This is a genomic window from Alteribacter lacisalsi, assembly GCF_003226345.1.
GTDB classification, from domain to species: Bacteria; Bacillota; Bacilli; order Bacillales; family Salisediminibacteriaceae; genus Alteribacter; species Alteribacter lacisalsi.
The window spans coordinates 492,372-506,745 of record NZ_PDOF01000003.1 but is presented as its reverse complement, the minus strand read 5'-3'; the positions used below and the strand labels follow the sequence as shown (position 1 = coordinate 506,745).

Annotated in this window: 14 protein-coding genes; 12 read left to right on the top strand and 2 right to left on the bottom strand. The window is 49.0% G+C overall.

What is annotated here, in order from left to right:
• The first annotated feature begins 180 nt into the window (after positions 1 to 180).
• Both rpoE and CR205_RS17275 read left to right on the top strand, forming a co-directional pair.
• Positions 181 to 687: a DNA-directed RNA polymerase subunit delta gene (gene rpoE, locus CR205_RS17280; RefSeq protein WP_110521388.1), complete on the top strand. Its 507-nt coding sequence runs from the start codon at positions 181 to 183 to the stop codon at positions 685 to 687.
• A gap of 376 nt (positions 688 to 1,063) precedes the next feature.
• The gene (locus tag CR205_RS17275; RefSeq protein ID WP_110521576.1) at positions 1,064 to 2,665 is read left to right on the top strand and encodes a CTP synthase; all 1,602 of its coding nucleotides are present in this window, start codon (positions 1,064 to 1,066) and stop codon (positions 2,663 to 2,665) included.
• Between the two features lie 189 nt (positions 2,666 to 2,854).
• Here CR205_RS17275 and CR205_RS17270 read toward each other — a convergent pair whose 3' ends face one another.
• Positions 2,855 to 3,385 (bottom strand): DUF2529 family protein, encoded by a 531-nt coding sequence (locus CR205_RS17270; RefSeq protein WP_110521387.1) that lies wholly within the window; start codon positions 3,383 to 3,385, stop codon positions 2,855 to 2,857.
• A 277-nt stretch (positions 3,386 to 3,662) separates the two neighbouring features.
• Between CR205_RS17270 and CR205_RS17265 the strand changes: the two genes are divergently transcribed.
• From CR205_RS17265 to CR205_RS17225, 9 genes are all read left to right on the top strand, one after another.
• Positions 3,663 to 4,025, top strand: coding sequence for a response regulator (locus CR205_RS17265; protein ID WP_110521386.1), 363 nt, complete (start codon positions 3,663 to 3,665; stop codon positions 4,023 to 4,025).
• Between the two features lie 362 nt (positions 4,026 to 4,387).
• Positions 4,388 to 5,251 carry a class II fructose-1,6-bisphosphate aldolase gene (gene fba, locus CR205_RS17260; protein ID WP_110521385.1) on the top strand — a complete coding sequence of 288 codons (864 nt, stop codon included), beginning with the start codon at positions 4,388 to 4,390 and terminating at the stop codon, positions 5,249 to 5,251.
• Between the two features lie 134 nt (positions 5,252 to 5,385).
• The gene (gene fsa / locus CR205_RS17255; protein WP_110521384.1) at positions 5,386 to 6,033 is read left to right on the top strand and encodes a fructose-6-phosphate aldolase; all 648 of its coding nucleotides are present in this window, start codon (positions 5,386 to 5,388) and stop codon (positions 6,031 to 6,033) included.
• Between the two features lie 283 nt (positions 6,034 to 6,316).
• Positions 6,317 to 7,606, top strand: coding sequence for a UDP-N-acetylglucosamine 1-carboxyvinyltransferase (locus tag CR205_RS17250; protein WP_110521575.1), 1,290 nt, complete (start codon positions 6,317 to 6,319; stop codon positions 7,604 to 7,606).
• Positions 7,607 to 7,702: 96 nt separating this feature from the next.
• Positions 7,703 to 8,668, top strand: coding sequence for a class II fructose-bisphosphatase (gene glpX, locus CR205_RS17245; protein WP_110521383.1), 966 nt, complete (start codon positions 7,703 to 7,705; stop codon positions 8,666 to 8,668).
• A gap of 71 nt (positions 8,669 to 8,739) precedes the next feature.
• Positions 8,740 to 9,540: a flavodoxin domain-containing protein gene (locus CR205_RS17240; RefSeq protein ID WP_110521382.1), complete on the top strand. Its 801-nt coding sequence runs from the start codon at positions 8,740 to 8,742 to the stop codon at positions 9,538 to 9,540.
• Between the two features lie 626 nt (positions 9,541 to 10,166).
• On the top strand, positions 10,167 to 11,441 hold the full coding sequence (gene rho, locus CR205_RS17235; protein ID WP_110521381.1) for a transcription termination factor Rho: 1,275 nt from the start codon (positions 10,167 to 10,169) through the stop codon (positions 11,439 to 11,441).
• A gap of 183 nt (positions 11,442 to 11,624) precedes the next feature.
• On the top strand, positions 11,625 to 11,867 hold the full coding sequence (locus CR205_RS17230; protein WP_110521380.1) for a type B 50S ribosomal protein L31: 243 nt from the start codon (positions 11,625 to 11,627) through the stop codon (positions 11,865 to 11,867).
• 371 nt (positions 11,868 to 12,238) lie between these two features.
• Positions 12,239 to 12,859 carry a thymidine kinase gene (locus CR205_RS17225; protein WP_110521379.1) on the top strand — a complete coding sequence of 207 codons (621 nt, stop codon included), beginning with the start codon at positions 12,239 to 12,241 and terminating at the stop codon, positions 12,857 to 12,859.
• A 231-nt stretch (positions 12,860 to 13,090) separates the two neighbouring features.
• Here CR205_RS17225 and CR205_RS17220 read toward each other — a convergent pair whose 3' ends face one another.
• Positions 13,091 to 13,675 (bottom strand): sugar O-acetyltransferase, encoded by a 585-nt coding sequence (locus CR205_RS17220; RefSeq protein WP_110521378.1) that lies wholly within the window; start codon positions 13,673 to 13,675, stop codon positions 13,091 to 13,093.
• 182 nt (positions 13,676 to 13,857) lie between these two features.
• On the opposite strand from CR205_RS17220, the gene CR205_RS17215 reads away from it, so the two are divergent.
• Entirely contained in the window at positions 13,858 to 14,334 is a 477-nt protein-coding gene (locus CR205_RS17215; RefSeq protein WP_110521377.1) for a hypothetical protein, read from the top strand.
• Positions 14,335 to 14,374: the final 40 nt, after the last annotated feature.

The window sequence follows — 14,374 nt, the reverse complement described above, 5'->3', positions numbered from 1 at the left end:
AATAGCCGTCATCTTACTCAAAATCCCGGACTTCAAATCATCTTTTTCCCCACTTGGCGAACGGCAAAGTTTTCTATATAATGAAGGGTGCGATTCATAAGCATGACGGAAACAGGGAAACAACGGAAAAAACGTTACACATAGACCGTGATTATATTCTGGCGAAAGGAAGTGCCGTCTGTGAGTTTAAAACAGTACGATGAAATTGAACTGAAAGAATTGTCCATGCTTGAAATTGCCTTCGAGGTTCTGAGGGAAAAAGGAAGCTCTGAGGAGTACCATGTTCTTCTTAAGCATATCTCGCAAATGAAGAAGATCTCCGATGAAGAACTGAAAGACCGGATTGCCAACCTCTACACAGAGATGTCCCTGGATGGACGCTTCGTCAACCTTGGTGACAACAAGTGGGGGCTTCGTTCCTGGTATCCGTTTGACCAGTCTGAAGAAGAGCTTTCCCAGACGAATAAACCGAAAAAGAAAAAGATGAAAGCTTCTGCTGATGATGACGATGATCTCTTCGGCGATGAAGATGACGACTTCGATGAGTTTGAAGACCTTGAAGACGAGCTCGATGAACTAGCCAACGAAGAGGATGAAGACGAGGACTTTGACGAAGACCTTGAAGACGATGAAGACTTCGGTGATGACGAAGAAGAGTCAGCGGAAGAGGACGAAGAAGACCGCTAACAGCCCCGCTGAAAACTGTCTTGACATAAGCTCCCAAACTGGGTAGAATCTATTTTGGGCTGCAAAGGCAGTTAATCAGATTACACGACTGAATAAATCAGAGTGCCCCTCAATGAAAGATTATTGAGGCGGCACTTTTTTTGTTTTTTATAAAGAAAAAGCGATGCCCGCGGAAAGCGTCCGCCTGCAGCGTTTAAAACAACATTCTTTACGAAAAAAGCCATAAAGAAAGATCGAGTAAACAGCACCCGGCACCAACATCATTTTACGATTCACGGTTATCCTAAAGGCAGATGAGTCTGCCATTTTCGCTACGCTGTTTTTTCAGGAGAACAGCATGGCGGGAGTCAGAATTCTAAGGAAAGTAGGGAACGTCATGACCAAGTATATTTTCGTTACCGGAGGAGTAGTTTCTTCACTTGGAAAAGGTATTACCGCAGCCTCCCTCGGGCGTCTGCTTAAAAATCGGGGTCTGAAGGTTACGATTCAGAAATTTGACCCATACATTAACTTGGACCCGGGAACAATGAGTCCGTACCAGCACGGAGAAGTTTTCGTGACAGGAGACGGGGCGGAAACAGATCTCGACCTCGGTCACTACGAGCGTTTTATCGATATCAACCTGAACAAAAACAGCAACGTGACAACGGGTAAAATCTACTCAAGCGTCCTTAAAAAAGAACGCCGCGGCGACTACCTCGGGGGAACTGTACAGGTGATTCCGCATATTACGAACGAACTGAAGGAGCGCATCTTCAGAGCGTCCAAAGACGGAAACCCTGATGTGGTCATTACTGAGATCGGAGGTACGGTCGGGGATATCGAAAGTCTGCCGTTCCTTGAGGCTATACGTCAAATTAAGAGCGATGTAGGGGTAGGAAACGTAATGTACATTCATTGTACGCTTATTCCTTATCTGGCTGCTGCCGGTGAAATGAAATCCAAGCCAACCCAGCACAGTGTAAAAGAACTCCGCAGCCTCGGCATTCAGCCGAACGTGATTGTCGTCCGGACCGAACGTCCGGTTCCGGAAGACATGAAGGATAAAATTGCTCTGTTCTGTGATATCGAAAAAGAGGCGGTCATCGAAGCGCGCGACGCGGATACTCTCTATGAAGTACCGCTCGAGCTTCAGCGCCAGGACTTTGACGACTACGTCTGCAAGTTCCTCAGCCTGCCGGAAGCCGAAGCAAACATGGAAGAGTGGAAGGCACTTGTCCATAAAGTGACCAACCTCTCCAAAAAGACGACAATCGCCCTTGTAGGAAAGTACGTGGCTCTTCAGGATGCGTACCTGAGTGTCGCTGAAGCCCTCAAGCATGCCGGCTTTGAGTACGACGCTGATGTGGAAATCCAGTGGATTAATTCCGAGGAAGTAACCCGTGAAAATGCAGCGGAAATGCTCAAGGATGCAGACGGTGTCCTTGTTCCGGGCGGATTTGGAGACCGCGGGGTGGAAGGGAAAATTGCAGCGATCGAATACGCACGTACGAACGATGTTCCGTTTCTCGGCATCTGTCTCGGCATGCAGCTGGCTTCCGTTGAATTTGCCCGCAACGTCCTGAACAAGGAAGGAGCCCATTCTGCAGAGCTAAATCCACAGACGCCGTACCCGGTCATTGATCTTCTCCCTGAACAGAAGGATATAGAAGACTTCGGCGGTACGCTCCGACTCGGCCTTTACCCTTGTAAACTGAAGGAAGGCACCGTTGCCTATGAGTCCTATGGTGAGCAGATTGTCTACGAACGCCATCGCCACCGCTATGAGTTTAACAACGAATACCGAGAGCTGATGGAAGAAGCAGGCTTTATCTTTTCCGGTACAAGCCCGGATGGCCGACTCGTTGAAATTGTCGAGCTGAAGAACCATCCTTACTTTATTGCCTCCCAGTTCCATCCGGAATTTGTGTCACGTCCAACGCGCCCGCAGCCGCTGTTCCGTGACTTTATCCAGGCAAGCCTCACAGCAAACCAATAAGTAAATTGGGGACGGTTCTTACGCTGCATTTTACGCAGCGTAAGAACCGTCCTGTCTGTTAACAGCAAAGGGGACCTGGTGCATAGACGCACCCAGGTCCCCTTTGCTATGTGTTTAGCCATGCACCGGCGTTCAGCCTGACCGGAGCTATCTTTCATAATGCAAAGTGAGAACCGTCCCCACATCACATTATCTGTGTTCTTCGAGGATTTCTTCGACGGTGAAATACAGTGTGTAATACGCGTAGAGAGCGACGAGGAGGCGGGGCTGTCCTTTACGCCTACCGTCATCTCCGGGGATGAGTCCGCGCGTGACACCGAGGTCGATCGCCGCATCTGCCAGATCTTCCAGAGACGGGCTATCGTCCCGCTTTTCACCGGTATAAACGGCAACCGTGCTGACGCCCCGCTCCCGGAGCTGATCGGCAAGCATACAGGTGGCCGCTTCGTTCGGCGACGGGCTGAACAGCAGAACCGTATCCATCTCAGAAAAAGATTCGTCAAGGGTGCTGCTGATTTCGACAACGCCTTCAAGCCGGTCTACGCCCTTAATCGCCTGGGAAACAACACCTTCCATATCGCCGGAAGCATAAATACCGATCCGTCCGCCGCTGACGATCGACTGGGCCATCAGTCTTGCCCCGTCCTCAAAAGCTCCTTCATATGTATCATTCATTTTCGTAACCAGGCCCTGCAGCTGGGTCAAAAAGATCTTTTGCACAAAAAACACAGCCTTTCGTAATGAATCATGTTTATTTTAGTGAACGGAGTGGTATTGGAAAAGCACCCGCGTGCGCCTGAAAAAGACACACGTCCACCTTGTGCGGGCTGCTTCATTCGTTTAACACCGAATCTGTTATTTCAGTATAATCAACCTAAGGAAAAAAACCAACGCAAACTTCGACGAAAAAAAAGGAGATTCGTTCTTTTTATTGAATTAGTGTAAGCGTGAACAGATAGTTTGGCGGGGGAAGACAATCTTCAGAGGGGGTAGAAGGGTGAAAAAAAAGCTGTTAATCGTGGATGATCAGTATGGCATCCGTGTGCTGCTCCATGAAGTCTTTGAAAAAGACGGGTATGAAACATATGAAGCATCAAATGGAAAACAGGCACTGAACATTGTTAAAGACAAAAGCCCTGACCTTGTTTTGCTGGACATGAAAATTCCCGGGATGGATGGGCTGGAAATTCTCAGAGAGATCAAAAAGCTGGATCTGGACACCAACGTCATTATGATGACGGCTTATGGAGAGCTTGAAATGATTAATGAAGCAAAAAAGCTCGGGGCACTTGCCCATTTCCCGAAGCCATTTGACATTGATGAAGTCCGTCAGAAGGTGAGGGAACACCTACTAGTATAAAACAGATACCGGATCCTGAATGCAGAGGAAAAAGATGGTGAGCCCTATCCTGCATCCAGGGGATGGTGTCCTGCTTTCTTCGGTTTTAAGGATGAAATTCGGACAGGTTATGCTATAATAGACGAGTGAATCAACCTGCAGGAATGCCTGCTCCGAAGAACGGCTGTGATGAAACAGAGGAATCATGGCTTTTTTGCATGAGCAGGGGATACAATCCCAACGTCTGCAAACGTCCGGAATGTACAAACGGTAAGGATAAAACAGCTCCGTGCTGCAAATAGTATCATTATCGTCTGTACACTGGTATCTACCCATTCCAGGGTGATCATAATGCTCGTGATTTTCAAAGGAGGATATTCAGAATGCCTTTAGTTTCTATGAAGGAAATGCTCGAAAAAGGAAGAGCGGAAGGGTACGCGGTTGGCCAGTTCAACCTGAACAACCTTGAGTTTACCCAGGCTATCTTACAGGCAGCACAGGAAGAACAGTCTCCGGTTATTCTCGGAGTTTCCGAAGGTGCCGCGAAATACATGGGAGGATTTAACACAGTTGTCAGCATCGTAGAATCCCTGATGGACTCCTACGAAGTAACAGTACCTGTTGCGATCCACCTTGACCATGGTTCAAGCTTTGAAAAATGTGTGGAAGCGATGTATGCAGGATTTACTTCTGTTATGATCGACGGTTCCCACCATCCACTTGAGGAAAACATCGCCGTAACGAAGAAAGTGGTTGACGTTGCGCATACGCTTGGCATCTCTGTAGAGGCTGAGCTTGGCCGTATCGGTGGACAGGAAGACGACATCATCGTAGATGATGCGGAAGCAGCTTATGCGATTCCTGCTGAGTGTGACGAGCTTGTACGCGAAACGAAAGTCGACTGCTTTGCACCGGCTCTTGGTTCTGTACACGGCCCTTACAAAGGTGAGCCGAACCTCGGTTTCGACCGTATGGAGGAAGTCTCAAAGCTGACTGGTGTTCCACTCGTGCTTCACGGTGGTACAGGCATCCCGACAAAGGATATCCAGCGTGCGATTTCCCTTGGAACAGCAAAAATCAACGTAAACACAGAAAGCCAGATCTCATCTGCGAAGCGCGTGCGCGAAGTACTTGCGGACAACACAGAAATGTACGATCCGCGTAAATACCTCGGCCCTGCCCGCGAAGCGATTAAGGAAACTGTGAGTGGAAAAATGCGTGAGTTCGGTTCCTCCGGACAAGCGTAAGGCTGAACGAATAAAAAAAGAAGTTGGCTGCGGCATTTGCCGCTCCAACTTTCTTTTTCAATTACCGTGTCGCAATTTTGTAAAAACAGTAAGCGCTGTCAAATCGGCGCAAAAGCTAAGGGAGGATACGATTCATGAAATTTTTTATTGATACAGCCAACATCGACGAAATCAGAGAAGCCCACGACCTTGGCATTCTCTCCGGCGTGACAACAAATCCATCGCTGGTAGCCAAAGAGGGCGTAGATTTCCATGAACGCCTCCGCGAGATTACAAGTATCGTAAAAGAAGGTTCTGTCAGCGCAGAAGTAATCTCCCTTGAAGCTGAGGGGATGATTGAAGAGGGAAAAGAACTGGCTGCCATTGCCCCGAACATCACGGTCAAAGTACCGATGACGCTCCAAGGGCTTAAAGCAGTCCGGACGTTTGCAGACTTGAACATCAAAACGAACGTAACACTCGTATTCTCTGTTAATCAGGCATTACTTGCAGCACGTGCAGGGGCAACTTACGTTTCCCCGTTCCTCGGACGCCTTGATGATATCGGTCACGATGGACTGAACCTGATCAGCGATATTGCGGAAGTGTTTGCGATTCACGACATTAAAACAGAAATCATTGCTGCATCGATCCGCCATTCCCAGCACGTGAGTGAATCGGCCATGCGCGGCGCCGATATCGCCACGATTCCGTACAAAGTGATCAGCCAGCTTGTGGCTCACCCGCTGACGGATGCGGGCATTGATAAGTTCCTTAAGGACTGGGAAAAAGCGAACGCATAAGCTTTTAGCAGGATCGGCTGCACGATGAAGCACGTTCATTGAAAAAAGAAGGCGCCTCAATCTGCAGGCGCCTTTATGTATTTTTAAGGGGTAGAGGCCAACCCGTTTCAACGGTCAAACCCTTACAGTGACTGCACCTCCCGGCCGCCCGCAACTGCATAGGATACTGCATGCCCGGGCGTACAGAAAAATCTACCGGGAGAAAGAAGACTTTTTTTACCTCAGTTGGTTATAATGGGGAAAGGATATTTACTATATGAGGAAGACAGAAGGGAAGCTGGTTATGGAGAAATTGCTTATTGAAGGTGGACATTTACTTGAAGGCACAGTTCCGATCAGCGGAGCGAAAAACAGTGCCGTTGCCCTCATACCGGCAGGGATTCTTGCAGATTCCACAGTGACAATCGATAACCTTCCAAAAATATCGGACGTCGGCATTCTTGCTGAACTGCTTGAGGAAATCGGCGGCACAACTGAACTTGAAGGAGACACACTCACCATTCACCCGGAAAACATGTTTGCCATGCCGCTTCCAAACGGCCGGGTGAAAAAGCTGCGTGCTTCCTACTATATGATGGGTGCCATGCTTGGAAAATTCAAAAAAGCGGTCATCGGACTTCCGGGCGGATGCAACCTCGGCCCAAGACCGATCGATCAGCACATTAAAGGATTCGAAGCACTCGGTGCAAAAGTGACCAACGAACAGGGCGCCATCTATCTCCAGGCAGATGAACTGGTTGGGGCACGGATCTACCTCGATGTTGTCAGCGTTGGAGCTACGATTAACATTATGCTCGCTGCCGTAAAGGCAAAAGGCAAAACCATCATCGAAAACGCGGCCAAAGAGCCTGAAATCATTGATGTGGCAACACTTCTCACCAATATGGGTGCCCGAATTAAAGGGGCAGGGACCAACGTCATCCGGATTGAAGGGGTTGACCAGCTGTCCGGCTGCCGTCACTCGATTATTCCTGACCGGATCGAAGCAGGCACCTTTATGCTGGCTGCTGCAGCCATGGGCCGTTCCGTAGTGATCGATAACATTATTCCCGATCACCTGGAGTCACTCACAGCCAAACTCCGCGAAATGGGCGTCCGTATTGAAACGAGTGACGAACAGGTCTTCATCCACGGAGCGAATTCGGAATTTTCGCCGGTGGATATTAAAACACTAGTGTATCCGGGCTTTCCAACGGATCTTCAGCAGCCGTTCACGAGCCTGCTTACAAAAGCCCATGGGACAAGCATGGTAACCGACACGATTTACAACGCTCGTTTTAAGCACATCGATGAACTCCGCCGCATGGGAGCCGATATCAAAGTTGAAGGCCGTTCTGCACTGATTAACGGAGGCCGCAGACTTGAAGGGGCCAGGGTCCGCGCAAGCGACCTCCGTGCAGGAGCGTCTCTCGTCATTGCCGGTCTGATGGCAAAGGGAGTAACAGAAATCACCGGCGTGGAGCACATCGACCGGGGATATGCCAACCTCGAGGAAAAACTGAAAAATATCGGGGCTTCAATCTGGCGTGAAAAGCTTGATTCGTTCGAAGAAGAAGAAGTGAAAAGCTCATAAAAGCGCGATAGACGGCGGCCCTCGGAGGGGATGCAAGAGGGCGGCTTCTGCCTTGAGCGAACCACAGTAAAAACAGAGACGATGGGGGAGAGGACAATGGAACGAAGTTTATCCATGGAGCTCGTCCGTGTGACAGAAGCTGCAGCACTGGCTTCTGCACGCTGGATGGGAAAAGGTGAAAAAGAGGCGGCTGACCAGGCCGCAACAGAAGCTATGCGCGATGTGTTTGACACGGTTCCGATGAAAGGAACAGTCGTGATCGGAGAAGGGGAAATGGATGAAGCGCCGATGCTTTATATCGGCGAGCGTCTTGGAAACGGCTACGGCCCGCGGGTAGACGTGGCAGTCGATCCCCTCGAAGGAACGAATATCGTCGCAAGCGGGGAGTGGAACGCCCTTGCGGTTATTGCAATTGCAGACAAAGGCAATCTCCTGCATGCACCGGATATGTACATGGACAAAATTGCTGTCGGTCCAGAGGCAGTGGGTAAAGTTGATCTGGATGCCCCTGTGATTGATAATTTGAGAGCGGTTGCAAAAGCGAAAAACAAAGACATTGAAGACCTTGTTGTCGCAATCCTGAAACGGGAACGACACGCAGGAAAAATTCAGGAAATCCGTGAGGCGGGCGCGCGTATTAAGCTCATGAACGACGGTGATGTAGCTGCTGCCATCAACACAGCGTTTGAGGACACAGGTGTGGATATGCTCCTCGGCTCCGGCGGGGCTCCTGAGGGCGTCCTTGCAGCTGTGGGGCTGAAGTGTCTCGGCGGCGAACTGCAGGGCAAGCTTCTGCCAGGCAACGAAGAAGAGCTGGCACGATGCAAGAAGATGGGCATCGATGATGTAAATCGGGTGCTTCATATGGATGACCTCGTGACAGGCGATGACTGTATTTTTGCCGCAACCGGTGTAACAGACGGAGAACTGCTTAAAGGTGTACGATATAAAGGACATACTGGCACGACGCAATCCATGGTTATGCGAGCCAAATCAGGAACAGTCCGCTTTATTGACGGCAAACACAGCCTGAAAAAGAAACCGGATCTTGTAATCCGCTAACTTTACTTTTTTCCACCACTGAAATTTTGAAATAACCGATTTGAGACAGAGTTTATCAAAGGGAGACGAGGGTGAAAAACCTTGTCTCCTTTTTCGTAGTCCTCTTTAGACTCCCCTTCATCCTCGAAACGGATAATCCGCCTTCTTCACAATCTTTTAACCTAAAATCGAGCCTGTTAATAAATCATCTGAACACAAGACTAAAACCACGCTATTATTCCATATCCAGTTCACCTGAAGCCCAAAAAGATCAGGTTAGTATTACGGTAAGTGTAGTAAGGGGGGAGGCCTTCAGCGGCAGAGGGGAATACCAGGGTGTGACTTCCAATTTTCTTATGGAACTTAAACCGGGTGATGACATCGTTGTATTTTTCCGGACTCAGCGTTCATTCAAGCTTCCGGAAGACTCCGCTGTTCCAATCGTGATGGTCGGGCCCGGAACCGGAATAGCACCTTTCAGAGGGTTCCTTCAGGCCCGTCAGGCGAAGCAAAAAGAAGGGGAACATTTAGGTGATGCGCATCTGTACTTTGGAAGCCGCCATGAGCAGTATGATTATTTATATAATGACGAAATAGAAGCATACGAAGAGGAAGGCGTTGTCACAATGCATACGGCATTTTCCCGCATGGAAAACAAACCTAAAACCTACGTACAGGATGTGATGAAAGAGCAGGAAGAGGAGCTTATTGAAATGATTGAAGATAAAGGAGCTCATATTTATATCTGCGGTGAAGGGGGCAGTATGGCGCCACAGGTAGAAGAAACGCTGAAAAAGTGTTTTATAAATAGGAGACAAAGTACAGAGAAAGAAGCGCAGGAATGGCTTGACGGTCTTCAGGAAGAAGGACGTTTCGTAAAAGATGTCTGGTAAACGCCCTCACGGCCGCACACAGGAGTGCGGCCATATTTTTATTGAGGGAATAAGAAGATTCGAGGTTTTTTGCTCATCCCGCCTTCACGTAAAACCCACGTTGTTCAATCAGGATGTTTTGTGAAGATGAGGTTTAGCTGCACTGGTGCCCGTCTATACTTAAACAGAATCCCCCAGCACGAGTGCAGTAACTTTTTCTTGAAAAAGACTAGAAACTATGATTAAAATAGATAGGGTATATATGTTAGCAGTGTGCAAACATGATCTGCCACTCAGGCAGACGTAACATTACAGTCGATATGTCACCTCATGCAGCTTCCAAAGCCTCCAGTAAGACCCTTCTGAACGTTCAATTCCGACATCGCCGTTCTTAAACGAAAACACCGGGACTTCATAAAACTGAAACGAAACAGAGACCGTGGTATTTCTGTATGTATGTATGTATGTCTGTTTTCAGGATTTTCGCTTTTAAAGACAGTTTCGGATAAAAGGTTGTTTTTAAGGATGCAAATGAGTCGAAGGTGAAGTACCTTCGGAGCAGTATTGTAAAAAGGAACACAGGAAGAACAGCAGCAGGAAACGTACATATTTGCATAATTATTTTTAATAAAGGTGTGGTGAAATAAATGGGCGTTACATTAACCCAGCTGGAACAGATGAAACTGAAAGAGCTTTATGACCTTGCGAAAAAGCATAAAGTTTCCTACTACAGCCAGCTTACGAAAAAAGAACTGACGTTTGCGATTCTCAGAAAACAGGCTGAAAACGAAGACCTGATGTTTATGGAAGGCATCCTTGATATCGTACCGAATGAAGGATTCGGCTTTCTCCGTTCCAATACGTACAAGCCGAGTTCCCAGGATATCTATATTTCCGCATCCCAGATCCGCCGTTTTGAGCTTAGAAACGGTGACAAAGTATCGGGAAAGGTACGTAAGCCAAAGGAGAACGAACGTTATTACGGGCTTTTGCAAGTGGCTGCCGTTAACGGGCAGGACCCGGATCTTGCGAAAAGCCGTCCGCACTTTCCACAGCTCACGCCATTATATCCTGAACAGAAAATGACACTTGAAACCGACCCTAAAATGGTCGCTTCCCGCGTCATTGATATGATTGCACCGGTCGGCTTTGGGCAGCGTGGCCTGATTGTGGCGCCGCCAAAAGCAGGGAAGACCCTCCTCATGAAGGAAGTGGCCAACAGCATCGCGGCCAACCATCCGGATCACGAACTGATCGTGCTTCTGATTGACGAGCGTCCGGAGGAAGTAACCGACATGGAGCGTTCCGTTAAAGGTGAAGTGGTCAGCTCCACGTTTGATGAAGTTCCTGAAAACCATATAAAGACTGCTGAGCTCGTTCTTGAGCGCGCCATGCGTCTTGTAGAGCACAAAAAGGACGTTGTGATTCTGATGGACAGCATCACCCGTCTTGCCCGGGCCTATAACCTTGTCATTCCGCCGAGCGGTCGTACTCTCTCCGGAGGGATTGACCCGGCCAGTTTCCACCGTCCGAAACGGTTCTTCGGTGCTGCCCGGAACATTGAAGAGGGCGGCAGTCTGACGATTCTGGCCACAGCCCTTGTGGACACCGGGTCCCGCATGGACGACGTGATCTATGAAGAATTCAAAGGAACCGGTAACAGTGAGATTCACCTTGACCGCCGTCTGGCCGAGCGCCGTATTTTCCCTGCGATCGACATCCGCCGCTCCAGTACACGCCGTGAGGAGCTTCTCATCCCGAAAGAGCAGATCGAAAATCTGTGGGCGATGAGAAAAACAATGAACGATCAGCCTGACTTCCTTGAGCACTTCCTCAAAAAAGTGAAGCAGACCAAAACAAACGAAGAGTTTTTCAACTCGTTTGAGAAGGAAAAAACAGGCAAGGTCCGTATAAAGGCGTAAAAATACCTTCGTGAGGCTGTTTTACTGCGTTTTTTTCCTGCAGTCGAATTTTCAACAGACTCTTGCAAATCAAGAGTGGAGTTGGTATAATTTCGTCATGTGTGAAAGTCCCTGTGTACTAACGCAGTACACACGGAATCTAACTCTGTTTCGAAAGAATCAGGGCGGAAGGAGATGAAAAGAATGAGAGCAGACATCCATCCTAAATATCAGAAAGTCGTATTTAAGGATACTAGCACAGGCTTTATGTTCTTGACCGGTTCTACAAGAGGTTCAGCTGAAACAGTTGAGTGGGAAGACGGTAACACGTACCCGCTGATCAACGTGGAGATTTCTTCTGATTCTCACCCGTTCTACACTGGTAAGCAGAAATTTGCTGACGCTGGTGGACGTGTGGACCGTTTCAAAAAGAAATACAACCTCTAGTTTCCAATTGGATAACGAAAGCAGGCCGGGATCTGATCCTGCCTGCTTTTTTTACTGCGTAAATTTCTTCAGACCGGATCACACCAGCTGCCATTCCTTGCAAGTCAGGCCATAACGAGCGGGAAAATAAAAGGTATGTCTTAACTTTATTTTATTCAACAATAAAAGTACCCTCATTCATAAAAAGTCCGTAACCGCACGAATCAGGAAGTGCCTCGGCGTTGAAGGCGGATTTACTCGAAAAAACAACCTGAAAAAGACGTTGAGTTTTTGGGAGAGAGGGTAATATAATGGTGAAAAGTGTCAAAATGAAAGGGCAGAAGTCACGGCTTCTGTCGATTTTAATTACATAGATCAGGGAGAGGTTTCAAATGAATTTAACGAGAAGAGAAGGATGGCTTGAAGTCGTCTGCGGCAGCATGTTTTCCGGTAAATCGGAAGAACTGATTCGCCGCGTCCGACGGGCAAGCTACGGAAAACTTAAGGTACAGGTCTTTAAGCCTGAACTTGATAACCGTTACAGCGCCGAAGAGGTGGTATCACATAACGGTACAAAAGTGTACGCCCTGCCCGTCAAAGAGTCTTCGGACATTCCGGCTCTGATCGAAAACGGCACCCAGGTCGTGGCAATTGATGAAGTGCAGTTTTTCAGCAATGACATACTCGAGATCGTGCAGGATCTCGCTGACCAGGGTGTTCGCGTGATCTGTGCCGGCCTGGATCAGGATTTCCGTGCTGAGCCTTTCGGCTGCATGCCCCAGCTGATGGCCATCGCCGAAACCGTTACGAAACTGCAGGCCATCTGCCTCTCATGCGGCTCACCGGCCAGCCGCACCCAGCGACTGATTGACGGCAAACCCGCCTCTTACAACGATCCGATCATCCTTGTAGGCGCGTCGGAATCCTATGAACCACGCTGCCGTCACTGTCATGAAGTGCCTGAACACCCAGCGTCAATCCGTGATGAAGAAGAAGTGCAGACAGCCCGTTAAATAGAATCAGCATAAGAGGCTGGGAAATGTATAGAAGAAAATCCGAACAGAAAGCTGTCCGGCGGATGAAATATACACCGACTCCTGCGGGAGGAAAAGCGCAGATGAGACCCCTGAGTAGGGAAGCACACGGAGGCTCAACCGCTTCCCGCGGAAAGCGGTGTATATTACAGCAGTGACTGATCTGCACCGCTTGCTGATTGTTCGGATTTTCGTCTGTAAAAATACTTCTTACCAGCCGCTTTGTCTGTCTTCATTGTCAATAGTTCTGATCACCCTGGCCGGGTTGCCGGCACAAAACGTATGTGGCGGCACGTCCTTTGTCACAACAGCTCCTGATCCGAGCACGGCGCCGTTGCCGATCGTCACCCCGGGGTTAATGATGGCACCGCCGCCGATCCAGACATCACTGCCGACGGTAACAGGTTTTCCGATCTCAAAGCGCTCCGCTTTTCTACCTGCAGCCTCCATAGGGTGAGAGGCTGTATAAATGTGGACGCCGGGACCGAGCATGCAGTGATCACCGAACGTAATTGGGCCCACATCCAGAAACACACAGTCAAAATTGGCGAAAAAATTGTTCCCCACATGAATGTTGGATCCGTAATCACACCGGAACGTCTGCTCCAGGTAAACGTCCCCTGCAGCGGTGCCGAACAGTTCCCTCAGAACCGAGACCTTTTCCTCGTATTCGTTCTCCTTTAGACCATTAAAACGATTGGTCAGCTCCCGGGCACGCTCCCGTTCTTTTTCAAGTGCCGGGTCAGCCGGATTAAACCATTCCCCTGCGAGCATTCTTTCCTTTTCCGAACGCATGATAACAAGCATCTCCTTTCAATACACCTAAAGTGTAGCCCCAAGCCGGCGGCCATACAAGCGTGATCCCTTCAGCATCTCGGATCTGTCCCCACAATCGCGGAAATATCCTTTTTGTTTTTTCGCGCGAGAGGTCTAAAAAAGAAACAGGCGGGCACACTAGAGGACAGGAGGTGCTCATTATGAAACAAGTCATCAGGAGCCTCAGTCTGATCGTGCTGTTTACCGTTCTTCTGAGCGGCTGTACAGACCTTGATAACCCGGAAGTCCGCAGTATGAACGAGGACGGGCCGGATGAAAAAAATATGGCCTATAGTCTTCTTGGACCTGGTCCGGCCAACTACGGCGCCATCCGTGAGCGCCGCCAGCCTCATCATAATGACCAGGAGGTCAACAATACCGGTCTGAGCTACAGAGATCCAGTGTCCGCTCGTCAGTCCATTGGCGGCGAACAGGAAATGCTTGCTGATGTGATCAGCAGTATGGATGGAGTGGAGCCTGGCGTGATCCAGTTTATGGGCGGCCGCGCCACTGTCGATCTTATTCCGCAGGACCGGAACCTGAGTCAGGAAGAACAGGACAGGCTGGTCCGTCATGTACGGGAAAAACTCAAACAGGCAAATCCGAGATACGACTACCGCGTCTACATTGAAGACTGACGGCAGTCACTGAATTTACTCCCCCCCTAATTTTTATATA

Coding starts and splice junctions, on each gene's coding strand:
- CR205_RS17275 (WP_110521576.1), top strand. CDS start 1,064: ATGACCAAGTATATTTTCGTTACCGGAGGAGTAGTTTCTTCACTTGGA.
- fba (WP_110521385.1), top strand. CDS start 4,388: ATGCCTTTAGTTTCTATGAAGGAAATGCTCGAAAAAGGAAGAGCGGAA.
- fsa (WP_110521384.1), top strand. CDS start 5,386: ATGAAATTTTTTATTGATACAGCCAACATCGACGAAATCAGAGAAGCC.
- CR205_RS17250 (WP_110521575.1), top strand. CDS start 6,317: ATGGAGAAATTGCTTATTGAAGGTGGACATTTACTTGAAGGCACAGTT.
- glpX (WP_110521383.1), top strand. CDS start 7,703: ATGGAACGAAGTTTATCCATGGAGCTCGTCCGTGTGACAGAAGCTGCA.
- rho (WP_110521381.1), top strand. CDS start 10,167: ATGGGCGTTACATTAACCCAGCTGGAACAGATGAAACTGAAAGAGCTT.
- CR205_RS17230 (WP_110521380.1), top strand. CDS start 11,625: ATGAGAGCAGACATCCATCCTAAATATCAGAAAGTCGTATTTAAGGAT.
- CR205_RS17225 (WP_110521379.1), top strand. CDS start 12,239: ATGAATTTAACGAGAAGAGAAGGATGGCTTGAAGTCGTCTGCGGCAGC.
- CR205_RS17220 (WP_110521378.1), bottom strand. CDS start 13,675: ATGCGTTCGGAAAAGGAAAGAATGCTCGCAGGGGAATGGTTTAATCCG.
- CR205_RS17215 (WP_110521377.1), top strand. CDS start 13,858: ATGAAACAAGTCATCAGGAGCCTCAGTCTGATCGTGCTGTTTACCGTT.